The following is an 18,687-nucleotide window of genomic DNA, read 5'->3' on the forward strand; positions in this document are numbered from 1 at the left end:
TATGCTTATTAAGACAACTCTTCTAATTCATCCAGCTTCGGCATCGCCGTAAGCGCTCCGGGTTTAGTGGTGCAAAGTGCCCCTAATTTATTGGCGAATAAGGTGCAATCAATCACTTCCGCCCTTGTTTTAGGCATCCCGTTCAAATGGATATAGCGGAGAGTCCCCGCTACAAAGGCATCCCCCGCCCCGGTCGTATCCACCGGTTGGACCGGAATGACCGGCACGTGGAAATCCTCTCCTTCAAACAAGGCATGCGTCCCGTTTTCTCCATCCGTCAACAGCACCAGCGGTATGTTGAATTTGGACAGCTGCTTGATCCCATCTTCAACAGAATCAGTTTCCATCAAAAAAATCAATTCATCTGTTGTCAACTTCAATATATCAACATTTGCCAGAAATTTAAAAACAGTGTCCCGGCATTGCTCTTCGCTTTCCCATCTAAGCGGACGGATATTGACATCGAAGGAACAAAGCACTCCCTGTTCTTTTGCAAGCCGGACTGCTTCCATAGTTGTCTTCAAAGCTTCCGGATGAAACATTGTCCCTGTGCACATATGAAAAATACTGGCATTCTGGAATGCCTCAGCTTTCAAATCGTTTGCCTCCACTTGAAGATCAGGCGTTTCATTTTCATAATTGGCAAATATCCGGTCATATTCCGGAGTGAAGTGGACATACACACCGCTCACCCGTTTTTCCGGCACCAAAATGGAATAACTTAAATCGACTCCTTCTTTTTCAAGTTCTCCGCGCACAAATGCAGAAGTATCATCATCTCCAGTGATGGTGATGAACTTTGAAGGCAGGCCGAGCCGGCTGACACCTGCAGCCACATTGACGGTCGCCCCTCCTAAATGCCTGTTGAATGAATCATTTTTAGTGTTTAATGCAATATAATCGACAAAAGCATCTCCATAAGTAAGGATGTGCTTTGGATTTATCATAAAATTTGCCTCCTGTTTTTAACGCTCAGCAGCGATAATTATTTGATCAGAAAATGATATCCCCTTAACTTTGATAAGGATATGCATTTCATTTACTTTCTCTATTATTTCAGGCATTGTTAGATATAAGCAAGTAAAAGGAGTGATATCGCATGAACCTCACGATACGTCAGGCTGTCCCTCAAGATGCTGAAGCTGTCGCTCCGCTGATTATCAATGCAATCGGCGATATCGCAGCCAATATGACAGCAGAATCTGAATCGGAAGCCATTTTGCATAAAGTGGAGGCAATGATTCGAGGTGAGCATACCCGGCACAGCCATCGTTTCACTTGGGTCGCTACAATAGGTGAAGCCGTTGCGGGAGCGCTTGTCCTTTATCATGGGAGTAAAGCGCAGGAATTGGATCAATATCTGGTTGATATGCTGAAAGCTGAAGGCCATCATCGGACAATTGAACCGGAAGCCCATCTTGATGAATGGTATATCGATACAATTTCTGTAGACCCTCAATACCAAGGGCAGAAAATTGGAACCCGGCTGCTTTCTTACGCAGACCTGTTAGTCATGAAAGAAGGGGGAGGAAAACTGTCCCTTAACGTTGATGTGGAAAAAGAAGGGGCTATTCGTTTATATGAACGGCTGGGCTTTACTATTTCCGAACCATGGACCATTATTGGAGAGCCGTTCCACCATATGGTGAAAAACGTCGGCTCTGCTGCTGAGATAAAATAAACAACTGCCGCCTTCGTTTTTTCCGGAAGCGGCAGTTGTTTTTATTCTTTCATTAATTGTTGAAAGCTGTTGTATAAAACTTCACGGCGATCCGTAAATACCGGAATACGCTTGCGCACTTCTTCCACTTCATCTAAATCGATATCCGCATAGCCAATACCTTCTTGCATTGCCATATCCAAACGGACCTCTCCCCACGGAGCAATAACCATTGAACTGCCCCCAAAAGCATTTCTTGGATCACTGCCAATGCGGTTGACAGCAACGATAAAGCACTGGTTTTCAATTGCCCGGGCCTGCAGCAAGATTTTCCAATGGTCAATACGGGCTTCTGGCCATTCTGCAGGGACGAAAATAACCTTAGCACCATTTAATGCCTGTGTACGGATCCATTCCGGGAATCGGATGTCATAGCAAATCACCCCGCCACAAGTGACACCTTCCAATTCAAAAGTGCCAAGGCCTTGGCCTTCTTCCAAATGAATATGTTCATCCATCAATCCAAAACGATGGGCCTTATCGTATTCTGATACCATTTCTCCATCTTTATCGATCACGAACATAGTATTGTAAAATCCATCTTCTTTTTTTATCGAAACAGATCCTCCAACAATATTAACCCGATTGGTTTTGGCAAATCTCTTCAGAAAATCAACTGTGCGGTTCGAGCGGTCTGCCAGAGTTTCCAGTTCTGTCAGCGCATAGCCTGTATTCCACATTTCAGGCAGCACAATCGTGTCTGCTCCGTTCCTGGCAGCTTCCGCTAAATACTCAGAGACTTTGTTGAAATTAGCTTCCGGTTCACCAAAAACAATATCCATCTGTACACAAGCAATCCTCATATTTCTCTCCTCCAGTAGACAAGTGTACTTAAACTCTATAAGATTTGGAGTAGAAGTGCAATTATTTAGAAAATGAGGGACGCAATAATGGAATTTTCAAATCGACTACAACAATTGCCGCCGCAATTTTTCTCGAAGCTTGCGACGAAAACGGGCAATGCATTGGCAGAAGGCCGTGACATTATTAATCTGGGACAAGGTAACCCAGATCAGCCTACACCTGTACATATCATCAAAGCAATGCAAAAAGCCGTAGCTGATCCGAAAAACCATAAATACTCGCCTTTTCGAGGCATCCCGGAAATGCGCCAGGCTGCTGCTGAATTCTATAAACGCGAATACGATGTGGACATTGATCCGAATACGGAAGTTGCCGTACTTGCTGGCACAAAAATCGGCTTAGTTGAGCTGCCTCTCGCTTTTTTAAATCCAGGTGATTTGATGCTTCTTCCGGATCCCGGTTATCCCGATTATTTATCCGGGACCCCTTTAGCGGAAGCTCTGTTTGAAACTTTTCCTCTTAAAGCAGAAAATGGTTTTTTGCCGGATTTTGAAGAAATACCTGAACCAGCAAGGGAACGGGCAAAACTCATCTATTTAAACTACCCGAACAACCCGACGGGCGCTGTCGCCAATCCAAACTTTTTCGATGGAACTGTGGCATTCGCAAAAGAAAACAATATTGCAGTCGTCCATGACTTTGCTTACGGAGCTGTTGGATTTGATGGGGTAAAACCGCCAAGCTTCCTGCAATCCGCTGGCGCAAAAGAAGTGGGCGTCGAAATGTATACCTTATCGAAGACCTATAATATGGCAGGATGGCGCATCGGGTTTGCGGTGGGCAATCCGAAAATCATTGAAGCGCTGAACTTGATTCAGGACCATCTTTTCGCCGGGCTTTCGCCAGCCCTTCAGTTGGCTGCGGTTGAAGCACTGACAGCAGATCAGCAATGCGTCACTGACCTGGTTGAAACGTATGAAAAACGCCGGGCTGTCCTTAAGGAAGAGTGCGAGCGCATCGGCTGGAAAATCGATGCTCCGAAAGGCTCTTTCTTCGCTTGGCTGCCTGTTCCGAAAGGCTTCACCAGTGTGGAATTTGCGGATTTCCTGATGGAACATGCCAATATTTCCACAGCTGCTGGCAGCGGCTTCGGGGAAAGCGGCGAAGGGTATATCCGTGTCGGCCTGCTGGTGGACGAAGCCCGTATTGCAGAAGCAATTGCACGTATCGAAAAACTGAATTTGTTTTAATAGCAGTATATGGAATAATGTTTAGGAGTTTCTACTAGAGAACAAGGAAAAGCTCAGCCGAAATCAGCTGAGCTTTTTTATTTTTTGTTCATTTTATAATCGTTTTAACTCTATTCTTTATTATTGTCACTCATTTGAATATTTTCCTTATAAAAAACGCCCAGCAAACCACATCAATTTGTTGGGCGTTTCAGCTAGCTTCTGTTATACAGCTTTAACGGCCAGCGGGGATAAAAATCCTCACTGACTGAGTTTCTCTTTACTCGTTTCCGGGTTTTATAGCAGTTGCCAATTCCATGTCCCAATACAAATCAGAGCTTTGCGCATCGTCTTGATGCACTTCTGCCGCCAAGACATTCCGGCCCTCCACCAGGTGAGCCAATTGGCTTTCATTCAACTGGATTCTTTCTACTTCCCCTTCCTTTGCAGGATTTTTTTCAATTAAATCGTATAGATAATCTTCATAGGAAATCTCGCCTTCCGGCAGATTGAAGCGCCCGATTTCCTGGCCGTTCAGATAAAGGATTACGCTGTCATCCACAGTAAAATCAATAAAGCCGAGGTCCCCAATCGAATCTAAATCCTCCACTTCAAACTCGGTGCGGAAATAAGAGGTGGCAAATTTGTCTGATTCTTCAGGTCCATACCCTATGGCCGTTTCAATTTTCCCAAATCCTTCATGCTCTTCATCTTCCGGATAGCCTAATGGAGCATTGCCCGTGTCCCAGCTGCTGTCATCGAATTCCAGCTCTCTCCATTCCGTTCCTTGGTCGGAGCCATCATCGAGATAATACCATTCACTGTTTTTTTCGACAAACTTTTGTTCTTCATAATCCACAATGGAAAGAGTGATTTCGTCTGTCTTGAACGTTTCTCCTTCTATTGCCACTTCCGCCCAGACCTTGACTTCTCCCGGTTCCGCATTTTCAGCCAGAGAAACTTTGCCATCAGCTGCAAAGGTGACTTGCCCTTCCCTGTCGGCTTTATATTCGACTTGTTCCGGCAGGATGTCATACTGTGATCCTGCCACATTTGTCCCCTTGACCGTTAACGCCACTTCCGGATAAAGGGAGGTCGGTTTAATGGACAATACCTTGCCGGTAGCTTCCAGTTCTACTTTCTCCAGCGCTGGAATCACGACAGGAATGGAAGGGTCCTTTATGATTTTATAGGAATCCACTGCCTCCATCGTATCAGTGCGGTAAGTAGTAAACTCCAGGCTTGTCGGAGTGACTGCCACATTTGTAAATGTCGTCATTTTCAGCTGGGCCCTTACCGCTGCATACGGTTCAGGATCCGGTTCGATTTCATAATATTTACTTCCGCTGGACGAATTGGCTGTGAAATAAACCGTTCCTTCAGGATTCACCACACTGCCGTCTTGAACCATTTGGTTCTTCAGCGGCTGCAGCCCCTTCATTTGATAAGTGCGGACATAGCTGTGGTCATGCCCCATTAAAACCGCATCAATATCCAGGTCATCTATTGCCGGCACGAGGCTTTCCCGCAATTTGATGATGTTGTCTGAATCGGAGTGGGCTGCTGCACTGTAAATGGAATGATGGAATACAACAAATTTCCACTTAAAGTCCCGGTCAGCAGTCGCTTTGATTGTTTCTTCCATAAACTGAATATGTTCTTCAGCCTTTTCGTTGTTCGAATTTAAATTCATGATCAAAGTATCGCCGTAAGTAAAATAATAATCTCCGCCGGAATTATCGTAATTTCCCAATTCAGGGTTTTGATTCGGCACATTGAAATGGAATTCGTAATATTTATTGTAGTCATGATTCCCAATGGTTGTGGCGGTCGGGTATTGCCGCAAAGCTTCTGGAGCAAAATAAGCGACAAATTCTTTTTCCGAACTTCTGTAATCCACTTGATCCCCTGCCGATTGGATAAAACCAGTATCCGGGAATTTTTCAAGTGCCTTATCCAGTGTATTCTCCCAACCTTTTCTGTCTTCCGCCGGATTTCCTGAAGCACCAATTTGCGGGTCACCCATCAGCAGGAAATTATAGGAATCAGGATTTCGGGTATTGAAGCTGTATGTTTCACTCCAATTCCCTTTGCCATCCCCTAGCCTGTAGACATATTCAGAAGCCGGTTCAATACCATCGATGATTGCTTCATGAGCTGAAAACCCGAAAGACGCCTTGGCAAGCGCTGCTGGTTCAACTTTCGAATTTTCCGGAAAGACAGCCGGTCCATCACCTTCAACCTTGGCATACTCAATCACGCCGGGGGCATTAGTTTTTGGGGAATACCAGGAAAAATTAAAGCTGGTTTCATCTGATCCCGGGGCAAATGCTATGGCTATAGCAGGATAAATATCCGGATTATTGTAACGATCCAGAAATTCTTCATCCCAGATTTTCAATGAGCTATATAATTTCTCCTGATAAGAGCGCCTCTGTTCATCCGCCAGTTTTCCAGCGAGGCCGTCCATAGCCCCGTTCCCCAATAAGCCTTGACTGTTTAAAGCGCTGGCCGCTTTCGCTTCGGCAGTTCCATTTGCTGCTGTACCAGTACTTAAATTAAAAGGCGTGAATGCTATAGAAAGCCCAATGGCTGCTATATATAAATTCTTTAATATTCGCGGATTTCCAGTTGAACGAGCCATCACTACCACTCCCATAAGATGCTTTAAATATCAGCCTAATAAAATCCATTAAAATTTCTGATTTTTCTTATTATACATGAAAAATAGTAAAAAGAAACCTGTGAATAGGTTCCACGAACTACGATTCTTTTTTGCAAAACATGACAAAAGAGGTTCTCTTACATAGTGCAGACAGGAAAATTCAATAAGGTAAAATAAAAAGTCCGGAATAGTTCCGGACTTCTGAAGTCTATTATCCATGACTGGTTTCCAGCCTAGCCGCCTGCTTAACTTACCGCTCATTTTCTTGTATGCTGAAAAATTTCCAAAGCTCTATTATGAAATTACTTCCTTTTTCACTCCGAAATATGCCTCCGCCAGCAAAAAATCAGCAATGCGCTCAATTTCCCGGTTAAAAACACGGTCTTCGTCAATAAACGAGGCCACTTGGCGAATCGCATGCCAGCGTTCCCGAGTCCGGATTGACAGCTTTTCAACTCCCCGGCATTCTACCGCATGTGCTGCACAAAATGCCTCAATGGCCAGCACTCTTCTGACGTTGTCCACAATATCCCTGGCATGTCTGGCACCGATGGTTCCCATGCTGACATGGTCCTCCTGATTGGCCGATGAAGGGATAGAGTCGACCGAGGCAGGATGAGCCAATGTTTTGTTTTCCGATACCAGACTCGCTGCCGCATACTGCAAAATCATAGCTCCTGATTGCAAGCCCGGTTCCGGGCTTAAGAATGCCGGCAATCCGGCATTTAACGTTGGATTCACCAGCCGTTCGATGCGGCGTTCTGAAATATTAGCAAGTTCCGCCATCCCTATTTTCAGGAAGTCCATGGCAAAAGCAATTGGCTGGCCGTGAAAGTTCCCGCCAGATACCACAACTTGACCATCTTCAAAGATGAGCGGATTATCCGTTGCCGCGTTCATCTCGATTTCGATCTTTTCTTTCACATATTCTAAAACTTGCCAAGTTGCCCCGTGCACTTGGGGAATACAGCGAAGTGAATAAGCATCCTGCACACGGACCTGTCCTTGGATAGTCGTTAATTCGCTGCCTTCCAGCCACCAGCGCATCCGCTCTGCCACTGCGATTTGCTCTTTATATCCTCTCGCTTCTTGGATAGCCGGATGAAAGGCATCAGCTATGCCAAACAATGCTTCAAAAGTAAGGGCAGCAATCCATTCACTCTGGAGTGCCAATGCAGAAGCCTCAATATATGTCACCGCTCCTTGAGCTGTCATTGCCTGCGTTCCATTGATCAACGCGAGCCCTTCCTTCGCTGCCAGTTCCAACGGCTCCAGCCCAAGGTTCTGCCATGCCCTTGCCGCTGGAACACGCTCTCCTTTTTGCCATACTTCCCCTTCTCCGACCAGCACCAATGCTAAATGCGAAAGCGGAGCCAAATCCCCTGATGCTCCAAGCGATCCTTGCTGTGGAATGACGGGATGTATGCGTTCATTGACCATCATCGCTAAACGTTCTGCTATAACCGGACGGATTCCGGAAAATCCTTTTAATAAAGCGTTTAACCTCAAGATTGTCATCGCACGCGAAACCGTTTCTGAAAACGGTTCGCCTATTCCACAAGCATGGGAACGGATTAAATGAAGCTGAAGCGGATTAACATCTTTTTCAGCAATATTGACATCACTGAATTTCCCGAACCCTGTATTGATGCCATACACCGTCTTACTTTCCGCAACAATGCGCTCTACAGCTTCGCGGCTTCTGCGGACCCGCTCCAGCGCATGCAAGTCCAGTTCAATTTTTGTCTCTTCAAACAAGATGCGGCGCATCTGCTCAATTGTTAAATCGTTCCCTGTCAAAGTAATCATCATCTTCCCGCCCTTCAAAAAAGACGCGATAGCACAGGCTCCCGCATCTCTAGTTACTGTCAGTATAAATTTTCCGAAAATTAATATCAATTTTTAATTACCAATTTTTAACAAGATGCAGTGATAGTGTGTTATCACACTAAAGGATTAAATATGCGATTGGTGTGACAAAGATCAATGTCAGAATGACGCGCTGTATCCAGATGACTACCAACTCTGGTATGGAAACCGGAATATCGGTTGCAACAATGCAAGGAACGAGCGCAGAGAAGAAAATAATAGCTGAAACCGAAACAACAGCAATAACAAATTTAACTACAAGGACCGATTCCACTACAAGAAGCGCGGGCAAGAACATTTCGGCAATGCCGAGCGCACTGGCTTTTGCCACAAGCATGGGTTCAGGCAATTGCAGCGCCCACGTAATCGGGAAGAATAAATAGCCGAGCCAATCAAACACCGGTGTAAATTCAGCTAACACAAGACCCAGCAAACCGATGGAAAGAATGGTCGGCAAAATCGCCATCGTCATCAAAAAACCGTCTTTTAAATTTTGGATAACGTTATCCATCAGTTTAGGGGACACGGCGACAGTTTCTTTCGCCTCTTTCCAAGCCGCAGCGAATCTTCCGCCTTCCACTTTCTGTTCAGGCTGTGGAACTGCATCCGGATGGTATTCGTCTGTTATCTTTGACAGTGGCCATATCCGCACAGTCACCATTGTCACTAAAAAGGTCACTACAAGTGTTATCCAGAAGTACGTATTCCACATACTCATCAAATCGAGCGTTGAAGCGACCACTACCATGAATGTCGCTGATACTGTCGAAAACCCTGTAGCGATGATCGCTGCTTCTTTAGCGGAATATTTCCCTTCTTTATAGACGCGATTGGTGATCAATAAGCCAAGCGAATAGCTGCCGACAAACGAAGCTGCGGCATCGACTGCCGAACGGCCAGGCGTCTTGAATACCGGACGCATAATCGGCTGCACCAGAACACCGACGAACTCAAGCAGACCATAGCCGACGAGCAATGCTAAAAAGACAGCACCGATTGGCACAAGCAAGCCGACCGGTATTACGAGCGAGTTGAACAGAAATGGCCCCATATCCGGCTCAAAAAGCCATGCTGGGCCAATATTGAACAAAATCATAATTCCGACCAGCAAGCCGACAACTTTAAAAGCCGAAAAGATTTTATCGACTGCAGTTTTTTTCCAAGTCCCTGATGCAAACGGATAAACGGCTCCAGCCGCAATCACTGCCAGCGCATAGTAAGGTACAACGCCTCCTGCATTTGCACGAATAAATGTAACGATATGATCCAGCGTGATTGAACTTTTCCCGCCAATAGTTATCGGTACAAAAAACATGAACGCCCCAATAAAGCTGTAGACAAAAAACTTCCACATGGCCGCTTTTTTGCCGGTTTCTGTGTAGTTCGTTTCTTTAACCTCTTTTGTCACCATTTCCCCCAGCCCCATTCAATTAGATTATGATCGCAAGGCAAACCCTGTCATAAACTGCAGCCACGCATACACCCCTGTTTTGACGGTGGCAGCAACATGATTATCCTTAGCAGGATCCAGACAAACAAAATCAATGTGTTTTACCTTCGGCAATTTCCCGATTTCAAGCAAAGCTTCAAAAAGTTCTTCCGCTTTCATGCCGCCGGGAGTGGAAGCTGGAACACCCGGCGCGGCACTGATGTCCAAAACATCAAGGTCGATCGTGGCATAGATCCGGTCAGTTCCTTTTAATAATTCAGCAGCTTCCGTGATTGTACGGGCAATCCCATTTTTTCTCGCCTCCCGCATCGTCACCATGTGGATTCCATGCTGGTCAGCATAATCGACCAGTGGTTTGGCATTGAAATAACCATGCAAACCGATATTCACCACATTCTCACCGCGCACCGTTTTTCCATCGATCAACTGGCGGATCGGCGTGCCATTCGCCGGCCCAAGTTCAGCAGGATCGCGGACATCCAGATGGGTATCAAGCTGCAAAATCCCAACGGTTTCATCCGGAAAAGCTGCCTTTACTCCACGCACGGCACATGCCGTTGTGGAATGGTCGCCTCCAATCATGCAAGTCAATTCGCCTGCTAATTCTCTCACCGTTTCTTCAATTCGCCGATGCGACTCCAATATGTCGGTCGTGTGCATGGCGACATCCCCTGCATCACGCACTTTGATTGCCGTGAGATCTACGCGTTCGTCAATATTGTAGGCAGCAAACTTTTTCCACATTTTCCTGAACGCTTCCGGATACTCCGAAGCCGCAGATGCCGAAATCGAAGAACGTGAAAGAGGAGCGCCAAATAGGACAACATCAGCTGCCCCTTCCTGCTTAATCCACTGATGGACATGGGTCGTTTCACTGTCTGTTTGCCAGATCCATTCCGGCTTTTTCAAATAACTCATCCAACCACCTGCCTGCCGTTTTTCCAAACTGCTTGTACATGGTTGACTCCAAACAAATACTGCAGTTCCTGATATGTCTTAACATCCCACATAACTACATCTGCTTGCTTGCCGACTTCCAAAGAGCCGGCTTGGTCCTGGCGGTTAATCGCGCAAGCCGCATTGTACGTAGCGGCAACTAGCGCTTCCGCTGGCGTCAAGCGCATCGAAATACAGGCCAAATTCATGACGAGCGGCATCGAAACGGTTGGAGACGATCCCGGATTGCAGTCGGTCGATACGGCAACCGCCACTCCGGCGTCAATCATCTTGCGGCCTTGTGCTGCTTCTTCCCTTAAGTACAAAGCGGTAGCCGGCAAAAGACAAGCAATGGTTTCCGCATCAGCCATCGCTTGAATTCCTTCATCTGATGCCTTCAATAAATGTTCTGCTGAAATGGCACCGACTTTTGCGGCCAATTCTGCCCCTCCATACGAAACAATTTCATCGGCATGAATTTTCGGCGTTAAACCGTATTGCTTGCCGGCTTCCAAAATACGTTCTGACTGCTCCGGCGTAAAGACGTTTTTCTCGCAAAAAACGTCATTGAATTCAGCCAGCCCGGCCACTTCGGGGAGCATTTCTTCAATCAAGTAATCGACAAAGCCATCTTCTTTTCCTTTAAACTCAGCTGGCACAGCATGCGCACCCATAAAAGTTGGAACCAGGTCAATCGGATGTTCCTGGTTTAAGCGCCGCATCACTTGAAGCTGCTTTAATTCTGTTTCCAAGTTCATGCCATAGCCGCTTTTTCCTTCTACAGTCGTGACACCATGTTTTAGAAAGGCATCGAGGCGTTTCCAGGTCTGCTGATACAATTCCTCTGGCGTCGCTTCGCGGGTCATGCGCATGGTGGCATGAATTCCGCCGCCAGCATTCATGATATCCATATAGGAAACACCTTGAAGGCGTTTTTCAAATTCGCCTTCCCGGCTTCCGCCGAATGCTACATGCGTATGCGGATCGACGAGGCCAGGCGTTACCAGCCGGCTCTCTGCATCGATGATTTCCGCTTCTTCTAAACGGCCACTATACGTCAGAGTTAGTTCTTCTGTCGTCCCTACCGCCTGAATGCTCCCATTTTCCAGCCATACACTGCCATTTTCGATTAACCCGAGTTCACTCATTGCTTCTTTTGAACGAGGACCCGGCTGCCCTTTTAACGTTGCGAGTGTTGCATTTTTTATCCATACCGGTTTATTCATTTTTTGAAGGCGCCCCTTTCATCATTGGTATATTGACGCCTTTTTCGCGCGCCGTTTTTTCCGCCAATTCGTATCCAGCATCCACATGCCGCGCTACGCCCATGCCCGGGTCCGTAGTGAGAACCCGCTCAATGCGGGCTTCCGCTTCTTTCGTGCCATCAGCAACAATGACCATACCCGAGTGTATGGAATACCCCATACCGACTCCGCCGCCGTGATGAAGCGACACCCAAGTCGCACCGCCCACTGCATTGACCAGGGCATTTAATATGGGCCAGTCAGCGACAACATCCGAGCCGTCTTTCATTGATTCCGTTTCGCGGTTTGGCGAAGCGACCGAACCTGAATCGAGATGATCCCGCCCGATGACAACGGGAGCGCTCAATTCCCCGCTTGCAACCATATCGTTGATGATTTTGCCAAACCGGGCCCGTTCTCCGTAGCCAAGCCAGCAAATGCGTGAAGGCAGGCCTTGAAATTGAATTTTTTCCTGTGCCATTTTGATCCAATTGCATAAATGCGTGTTATAGCTGAATTCCCGCAAAATAACTTCATCTGTTTTCCGGATATCTTCAGGATCACCTGATAATGCAACCCAGCGGAATGGGCCTTTGCCTTCACAGAATTGAGGGCGGATATACGCCGGAACAAATCCTGGAAAATCAAATGCTTTCTCCACCCCTTCGTCTTTTGCCACTTGGCGGATATTGTTTCCATAATCAAATGTAATGGCCCCTTTATGCATCATCTCGAGCATTGCCCGAACATGTTTTGCCATAGAAGCCTTGGAGCGCTTCACATACTCTTTAGGATCTGACTTCCGCAATGCTTCGGCATCTGCCAAAGTCATGTTGGAAGGCACATATCCGTTCAGCGGATCATGAGCAGACGTCTGGTCGGTCAGGACATCCGGCGTGAATCTACGTTCCAGCATTTCGGGCAAGATATCCGATGCGTTGCCCAGCAAGCCGATCGACAGCGCTTTCCCTTCTTTTTTCGCTTCTTCAGCCAAGCGAATCGCTTCATCGAGTGAATCCGTTTTGATGTCGGTATAACGCGTGGCAATCCGTCGGTCAATACGCGTCTCATCCACTTCTATGCCAATGCAGACCCCCCCTGCCATAGTTACAGCAAGCGGCTGCGCCCCACCCATGCCGCCAAGCCCGGCAGTCAATGTAATCGTTCCTTTCAACGACTCGCCGAAATGCTGTTTTGCCAGTTCTGCGAACGTTTCATAGGTTCCTTGTACAATTCCCTGTGAACCGATGTAAATCCAGCTTCCCGCTGTCATCTGCCCATACATCATCAGCCCTTTTTTATCGAGTTCATGAAAGGTTTCCCAATTTGCGTATGCCGGCACGATATTCGAGTTAGCAATCAAGACGCGCGGCGCATCGGTATGCGTCTTAAAAACCGCCACCGGCTTGCCTGATTGCACCATTAAAGTTTCATCGTTTTCCAATTCTTTCAACGACTTGACGATGGCCTCAAAGCTTTCCCAGTTGCGTGCCGCTTTGCCGATGCCGCCATAAACCACTAAGTCTTCCGGGCGCTCCGCCACATCGGGATCCAAATTATTCATCAGCATCCGCAAGGCCGCTTCCTGCTGCCATCCTTTTGTATGGAGTTCAGTCCCTCTGTATCGAACCACTTTATTTTCTGATAGCGTTTTCATTTTACCTTCCTCCTTTGTCTATATATTCATTCTAAATAAATTATTCTGAATTTTATTTATAAAAAAATTCATTTCTATCAATTTATTTCTCATTTCGTTTATATATCTCGCACTTTATCAATTTATTTCACTTTATCTCCCAAAAAAACCGGCTTCAGAATCGAAGCCGGTTTTTAAGTCATTATATGAAAGCCTTTTTTTCTAAACTCGGATGGCGTCAGTTTTTCATGCCGTTTGTAAACCGCACTAAAGTAGGAGGCGGTTGAGAAACCTGTAAGTTTGGCCACTTCGTCAAGCGGCAATATCGTTTCTTTCATCAGCCGCTTCGCTTCACGCAGACGGATTTCAGCCAAGGCATTCCCAAATTTACGCCCTGCCTCTTCCTGAAATTTGCGGCTCAATGTACTTTTGTTCATATGAAGCGTTTCTGCACAAGCCGCTAAGTTCCAATCAGGATTCCAGTAGTTCGCTTCCATCAGTTCACGGACTTTTTCGGAAATGGAACTTCTGCCGTCCCCTTGGCGCTTGCCTGCAGCTAATACAAGTTCAACAAAAAAATGGGAGGCGGTCTGGACAATGCCATAGACCACAGGGCCTTTGACAATCACTTCGAACACTGAATGGTAGCGCTGTTCCCAATGCTCATCCTGCAGCTGGATGGATTTCATAAACCGCCTTGCTTGTGCCAATACACTGGTGAGCCGGATACGGATCATTTCCGGTGCCGGATACGGCCTGGCATAAGTTAAAAACTCATTGTCCATCCACTTTTGAATGCCGCCAATGTCTCGTGTTTCGAGCATTTCAACCCAAATGCGCTGCTCTACTGGCGTCAGAAAAGGATCAAGGGCTTGCCAACGCAATGGTTCCTGCTCCACTCCAGCAATATCATACCCTTCATAAAAAATCAGTGAAGTCATTTCTTTTGTTTCCTGGTAATACTTTTTCACGCTCTCGCGGCGATTGGCATTCACAAAAATGGATAAAGGCTCTTCTACCTGGCGCTTCCAGGACGCATAAAACTTACGGCATTCTTCGGTACATGCAAGTTCATCCTCAGAAAAATAAGCAAGCAAAATAAAATCCGAGAAAGTGAAAACTTCGGCTTTTTCATTAAACGGATATTCCTTCAACAACCGATGCAAAATGGGGTATGTGTCTTGTCCGGGTGTTACAAAAGCAACGAAAGTCACTTCAGGCCTCAAGCTTTCCCTGCTGAAAAAATCCTCATAGAATAACCTTGGGCTTTTTCTCAAAGCTGTTGCCGCCTGCTGGTTGCGCAATTGAAAGCGGATTTGCTGCAGCTGTTTCACGAATACCATCGGATCAAAAGGGCGAAACAAGAGATCTTGGGCTTTCCCTTTCAAGGCACGGTAAGCTGTAGAGAAAGTTCTGTCCGACGATAAGCCGATCCAAGGCATCCCGGCTTGAAGCAATTGTTTTTCAAGTTCCGGCGTCCACAAGTCCATGTCACAAATCAAACAGTCCGCTTCTGCTTTTTCTTCATGAAATGTGACCTCAACTCCATTCATATGCGATTCGATGATCCATTTCAAGCCCTGCGCTTCTATGGCATTCTGAGACAAGACGACAATTTTCATAATTCCACGCCTTTCACTTAGTCCATTATTTGACGATTCCGATGTTCTCAACTGGAGACAAGCGGAACTTCACTTCCCCAATGACAGCTTCTTCTAAAATAAACCCGATCATCCGGGAATCAACACTGTTCAACCGATTGTCCCCTAAGACAAAATAACATTCCCCCGGCACTGTAAACTCCCCAAAATCAGCAGTCAGTTCCGGATAGCCATTCTCTTTTGCCCATTGCCGGTTCTCTTCAAGATAAGGTTCATCAACCGGCTTCCCGTTCAAATACAGTTGATCATTTTTCATCTCCACCCGGTCACCCGGAATCCCAATCACTCGTTTGATGTAATTTTTCTTATCCGGCGCCACAAAAACAATCATATCAAAATTGTCAATCCGGCTGATTTTAGTCAAGACCACTTTATCGTCTTCTTCAAAAGTCGGCATCATGGATTGTCCATGGACCGAAACCGGTTCAAACAGGAATTGGCGGGACACCAGAACAATTGCGGCAGTAAGAATAATAATTTTCATCCAATTAATAAGGCCTTTCAAAGCTTCTTCATCCACAGGCATCCCCCTCTTGCTATTTTTTCTCCACTTAATCTTACTACAGCGCCCGCCCGCTTGCACTCTGGCTTTTGCTATTCGCCAATTGTCTTGCTACAATTATGTAAATATTCAAAAAAGGAGCTGGAACCGATGAAAACTTTGCCTGCTAAAGATGTAATCTACAGTTTCTCAACCTTACATCCGCCTGTGATGCATGCCCGGCCGGGTGATACTGTAACGATTGAAACCTACGATTGCTTTAAAAATCAGATTCACTCAGCCGATCAGGAAATCGCTGCAATCGATTGGAATGAAATTAACCCTGCAACCGGTCCGATCTTTATTGAAGGAGCGGAATACGGAGACCTCCTGAAAGTGACGATTGACGAGTTGGAAATCGGCGACCAGGGCGTTATGGTAACCGGTCCGGAACTCGGAGTCATGGGACACCGCCTTGAGCAGATGGAAGCGAAAATTATTCCGATCAAAGATGGCAAAGCGATTTTCAACGAGCGCCTGCATCTGCCATTGAACCCTATGATTGGTGTAATCGGAGTAGCTCCTGAAGGAAAGCCCGTATCATGCGGCACTCCTGGAGCACATGGCGGCAATATGGATACCAAACTCATTACCAAAGGCGCGACATTATACTTCCCGGTCTTCACAGAAGGCGCTCTTTTTGCCTTGGGTGATTTTCACGCGGCAATGGGAGACGGCGAAGTCAGCGTTTCCGGAATTGAAGTCCCGGGGCGCGCCACTGTGACGTTTGACGTCATTAAAGGAACACATTCCAAATTTCCGCTTCTTCAAAACAGCGAAGGGTTCTCCTTGCTTGTTTCAGCCATGACTCTGGATGAAGCGGTCAAAACCGCTGTGGAAGAAACCATTGATTTGCTGCTTCCTTATACCGACATGAGCGTCAGTGAAATCACCATGCTGATGAGCGCAGCTGGCGAAACTCAAATCAGCCAAGTAGTGGACCCGCTAGTCACTGTCCGCTTTTTCGTGCCTCAACATGTGCTGGATGCACTGGACATCCAATTATTCAGTTAAAGGAGACCGCCATGTTTAAAGGAGAAAAAGTTCGTTTAACAGCAATGCGAATCGAAGATTTACCCGATTACCGAAAATGGAATGGCGAAGCGGGATTTGGACGAAATTACAATTCCAGCCCGATCCGAGAAATTTCCGAGAAACAGGCAAACGATTGGTTTCAGGAAAGCTCGGACCGGGATTTTCGCTTTGCCATTCGTCCAGTCGGCCTTGATACCTTTATGGGAGTCTGTGCCATTGAAGACATTGAGTGGGCACATAGAGTGGGTTGGGTGTCCATTGCACTTGGACCTGATTTCCAAGGCCATGGCTATGGTACAGAAACCATGGCTATTCTGATGAATTATGCGTGGAATGAACTGAACCTGCACCGTCTGCAGCTTACCGTTTTTGATTACAATCAGCCGGCCATTGCTATGTATGAAAGATTAGGTTTTCAAAAAGAAGGGGTTTACCGGGAGTTTTTGCAGCGTGATGGAAAGCGCCATGACATGTATTTATACGGCAAATTGACGTCAGAATCGTCCGACTTTTGAGCGAAACGCCATTCTGTGTTACACTCAAGAAAAAATGTAGGTGATAAGAATGGTAGGAAGAAATGATCCGTGCCCATGCGGCAGCGGCAAGAAATACAAAAAATGTCACGGAAAACAACAATCCGTTTCCATTAATGATTTAGTGAATGACGAACTTTTTAAAGTTCGCCAGCAATTCTTTTCAGAAAACCCGAACCAGGAACAACTGCCGGATTTCCGTCTGCTCCAGCAGGAATGGCAGCCCCGGTTAATGGAATCGATGGCAGAAAATGATGCGCAAGCATTTGTCATTGAGAACTTTTTGTTTATGAAGAAACCCGAATTATGGCAGAATTTCTTAGTGAAGCATATTGAGCTTGCTCAACGCCCATCCACTAAAGAAGTTCTTGAAAATTGGAAAAATGTCCGGGTTTTCCTCGGACAATTCATCAAAGGCAATGAGGCATCCGCTCAGTTCAAAGATGCTTTCACTGGCGACGTTTATGAAATGACTGACCAGCCGCCGACTGATATGCAGGATGGCCAAGGTTTATTGGCAATTTTGCTCCCTGATTCCCGCATCGGAGAAAAAGGCGCATTATTCCTGAATGGCTACTTGACGGTAGTTGGCGATTTCAATCCGTTCTTTGAGCAGTTAAAAGCCAAGATGCAAGCTGAAAACACGACAGATGGCAACCAATATATCCATGACAATTACTTGGCAGTGGTTGAGCAAATCGTGAAGTACTCAACCGGCATCGTAGAAGAAAGCATTGAGCTTTCCCCTGAACACAATTCGGTTATGGCAGAACTTGGCAAACACATCGAACAAGCTGATTTTGATGAGGAAACCGTAGACAACGTGACCAGCATCATGAACAGCTACTTGGTGAGCCAGCAGCCTACTGTCCAAAAACCGGAAGCACTTGTTGCAGGTTATTGGCGCTTCTTGCAAGACCATGAATTGATCAAAGGGCCAATGCTTGCTCCAAAAGACTTGAGCGAAAAGTTCAATGTTTCATCGAGCACCATCTTAAAACGTTCCAAAGAATTCGGTTCTTATTTTGAAGAACTTCTAGCTAAAAATTAAACCATTGAAAAGGAGCAGCCGCGGCTGCTCCTTTTTCAGGCTATCGAGAAACTCTCGATAGCCTGTTCTCATTTCGCTCCAGGGCGGACGCTTTTCGCGGGGTGCGGCCTGAGCCTCCTCAGTCGCTATGCTCCCTGCGGGGTCTCAGGACTCGCCCTGTTCCCGCAGAAGTCGCCGCCTTCCGCTGCATTCAGCTCGCTTTTGTCACCTTTAGAGGCTCTCTAAAAGAGTGACGGTTTAAGAAAATCCTCTCTTGTTTGTTCCTGCTCTCTAGATATGGAGCCAACCAGCGGAGAAAACCGTACTGCTCCTG

15 protein-coding genes are annotated in these 18,687 nt (G+C 46.4%); 5 read left to right on the plus strand and 10 right to left on the minus strand.

Going from position 1 to position 18,687, the window contains the following annotated elements; genetic code table 11:
- Positions 1-8: 8 nt before the first annotated feature.
- Positions 9-947 carry a carbohydrate kinase family protein gene (locus AC3AQ9_RS09985; RefSeq protein ID WP_488307320.1) on the minus strand — a complete coding sequence of 313 codons (939 nt, stop codon included), beginning with the start codon at positions 945-947 and terminating at the stop codon, positions 9-11.
- Between the two features lie 152 nt (positions 948-1,099).
- Between AC3AQ9_RS09985 and AC3AQ9_RS09990 the strand changes: the two genes are divergently transcribed.
- Positions 1,100-1,681 carry a GNAT family N-acetyltransferase gene (locus tag AC3AQ9_RS09990; protein ID WP_488307321.1) on the plus strand — a complete coding sequence of 194 codons (582 nt, stop codon included), beginning with the start codon at positions 1,100-1,102 and terminating at the stop codon, positions 1,679-1,681.
- A gap of 41 nt (positions 1,682-1,722) precedes the next feature.
- Here AC3AQ9_RS09990 and AC3AQ9_RS09995 read toward each other — a convergent pair whose 3' ends face one another.
- Entirely contained in the window at positions 1,723-2,523 is an 801-nt protein-coding gene (locus tag AC3AQ9_RS09995; protein WP_488307322.1) for a carbon-nitrogen family hydrolase, read from the minus strand.
- An 87-nt stretch (positions 2,524-2,610) separates the two neighbouring features.
- Between AC3AQ9_RS09995 and AC3AQ9_RS10000 the strand changes: the two genes are divergently transcribed.
- Entirely contained in the window at positions 2,611-3,774 is a 1,164-nt protein-coding gene (locus AC3AQ9_RS10000; RefSeq protein ID WP_488307323.1) for a pyridoxal phosphate-dependent aminotransferase, read from the plus strand.
- Between the two features lie 259 nt (positions 3,775-4,033).
- On the opposite strand, the gene AC3AQ9_RS10005 is transcribed toward AC3AQ9_RS10000, so the two are convergent.
- The 8 genes from AC3AQ9_RS10005 to lepB all read right to left on the minus strand — a co-directional run bounded on the left by AC3AQ9_RS10005 (position 4,034) and on the right by lepB (position 15,734).
- On the minus strand, positions 4,034-6,397 hold the full coding sequence (locus tag AC3AQ9_RS10005; protein ID WP_488307324.1) for a purple acid phosphatase family protein: 2,364 nt from the start codon (positions 6,395-6,397) through the stop codon (positions 4,034-4,036).
- Positions 6,398-6,712: 315 nt separating this feature from the next.
- A complete protein-coding gene (gene hutH / locus AC3AQ9_RS10010; RefSeq protein WP_488307325.1) occupies positions 6,713-8,227 on the minus strand; it encodes a histidine ammonia-lyase in 1,515 nt (504 codons plus the stop codon).
- 139 nt (positions 8,228-8,366) lie between these two features.
- Positions 8,367-9,698 carry a YjiH family protein gene (locus AC3AQ9_RS10015; protein WP_488307326.1) on the minus strand — a complete coding sequence of 444 codons (1,332 nt, stop codon included), beginning with the start codon at positions 9,696-9,698 and terminating at the stop codon, positions 8,367-8,369.
- A 24-nt stretch (positions 9,699-9,722) separates the two neighbouring features.
- Positions 9,723-10,655 (minus strand): agmatinase family protein, encoded by a 933-nt coding sequence (locus AC3AQ9_RS10020; protein ID WP_488307327.1) that lies wholly within the window; start codon positions 10,653-10,655, stop codon positions 9,723-9,725.
- Positions 10,652-11,899 carry an imidazolonepropionase gene (gene hutI / locus AC3AQ9_RS10025; protein ID WP_488307328.1) on the minus strand — a complete coding sequence of 416 codons (1,248 nt, stop codon included), beginning with the start codon at positions 11,897-11,899 and terminating at the stop codon, positions 10,652-10,654. The genes AC3AQ9_RS10020 and hutI overlap by 4 nt, the downstream gene beginning before the upstream one ends.
- Positions 11,892-13,574, minus strand: coding sequence for a urocanate hydratase (gene hutU, locus AC3AQ9_RS10030; RefSeq protein WP_488307329.1), 1,683 nt, complete (start codon positions 13,572-13,574; stop codon positions 11,892-11,894). The genes hutI and hutU overlap by 8 nt, the downstream gene beginning before the upstream one ends.
- Positions 13,575-13,747: 173 nt before the next feature.
- Positions 13,748-15,175 carry a response regulator transcription factor gene (locus AC3AQ9_RS10035; RefSeq protein WP_488307330.1) on the minus strand — a complete coding sequence of 476 codons (1,428 nt, stop codon included), beginning with the start codon at positions 15,173-15,175 and terminating at the stop codon, positions 13,748-13,750.
- A gap of 25 nt (positions 15,176-15,200) precedes the next feature.
- Positions 15,201-15,734: a signal peptidase I gene (gene lepB / locus AC3AQ9_RS10040; RefSeq protein ID WP_488307331.1), complete on the minus strand. Its 534-nt coding sequence runs from the start codon at positions 15,732-15,734 to the stop codon at positions 15,201-15,203.
- A 132-nt stretch (positions 15,735-15,866) separates the two neighbouring features.
- Here lepB and AC3AQ9_RS10045 point away from each other — a divergent pair, with 132 nt between their 5' ends.
- Genes AC3AQ9_RS10045 through AC3AQ9_RS10055 form a run of 3 tightly spaced genes read left to right on the plus strand, consistent with a single transcriptional unit; the run spans position 15,867 to position 18,374 of the window.
- Entirely contained in the window at positions 15,867-16,769 is a 903-nt protein-coding gene (locus AC3AQ9_RS10045) for an acetamidase/formamidase family protein (RefSeq protein WP_488307332.1), read from the plus strand.
- Positions 16,770-16,780: 11 nt separating this feature from the next.
- Complete coding sequence (locus AC3AQ9_RS10050; protein ID WP_488307333.1) at positions 16,781-17,305, plus strand: GNAT family N-acetyltransferase; 525 nt, start codon at positions 16,781-16,783, stop codon at positions 17,303-17,305.
- Positions 17,306-17,354: 49 nt separating this feature from the next.
- A complete protein-coding gene (locus AC3AQ9_RS10055; RefSeq protein ID WP_488307334.1) occupies positions 17,355-18,374 on the plus strand; it encodes a YecA family protein in 1,020 nt (339 codons plus the stop codon).
- Positions 18,375-18,687: the final 313 nt, after the last annotated feature.

It is taken from the genome of Planococcus sp. VCh962 (assembly GCF_057748275.1).

Bases quoted from the DNA above. Each gene is read 5' to 3' on its own strand.
- AC3AQ9_RS09985 (WP_488307320.1), bottom strand. From the start codon at position 947: ATGATAAATCCAAAGCACATCCTTACTTATGGAGATGCTTTTGTCGAT.
- AC3AQ9_RS09990 (WP_488307321.1), top strand. From the start codon at position 1,100: ATGAACCTCACGATACGTCAGGCTGTCCCTCAAGATGCTGAAGCTGTC.
- AC3AQ9_RS09995 (WP_488307322.1), bottom strand. From the start codon at position 2,523: ATGAGGATTGCTTGTGTACAGATGGATATTGTTTTTGGTGAACCGGAA.
- AC3AQ9_RS10000 (WP_488307323.1), top strand. From the start codon at position 2,611: ATGGAATTTTCAAATCGACTACAACAATTGCCGCCGCAATTTTTCTCG.
- AC3AQ9_RS10005 (WP_488307324.1), bottom strand. From the start codon at position 6,397: ATGGCTCGTTCAACTGGAAATCCGCGAATATTAAAGAATTTATATATA.
- hutH (WP_488307325.1), bottom strand. From the start codon at position 8,227: ATGATTACTTTGACAGGGAACGATTTAACAATTGAGCAGATGCGCCGC.
- AC3AQ9_RS10015 (WP_488307326.1), bottom strand. From the start codon at position 9,698: ATGGTGACAAAAGAGGTTAAAGAAACGAACTACACAGAAACCGGCAAA.
- AC3AQ9_RS10020 (WP_488307327.1), bottom strand. From the start codon at position 10,655: ATGAGTTATTTGAAAAAGCCGGAATGGATCTGGCAAACAGACAGTGAA.
- hutI (WP_488307328.1), bottom strand. From the start codon at position 11,899: ATGAATAAACCGGTATGGATAAAAAATGCAACACTCGCAACGTTAAAA.
- hutU (WP_488307329.1), bottom strand. From the start codon at position 13,574: ATGAAAACGCTATCAGAAAATAAAGTGGTTCGATACAGAGGGACTGAA.
- AC3AQ9_RS10035 (WP_488307330.1), bottom strand. From the start codon at position 15,175: ATGAAAATTGTCGTCTTGTCTCAGAATGCCATAGAAGCGCAGGGCTTG.
- AC3AQ9_RS10045 (WP_488307332.1), top strand. From the start codon at position 15,867: ATGAAAACTTTGCCTGCTAAAGATGTAATCTACAGTTTCTCAACCTTA.
- AC3AQ9_RS10050 (WP_488307333.1), top strand. From the start codon at position 16,781: ATGTTTAAAGGAGAAAAAGTTCGTTTAACAGCAATGCGAATCGAAGAT.
- AC3AQ9_RS10055 (WP_488307334.1), top strand. From the start codon at position 17,355: ATGGTAGGAAGAAATGATCCGTGCCCATGCGGCAGCGGCAAGAAATAC.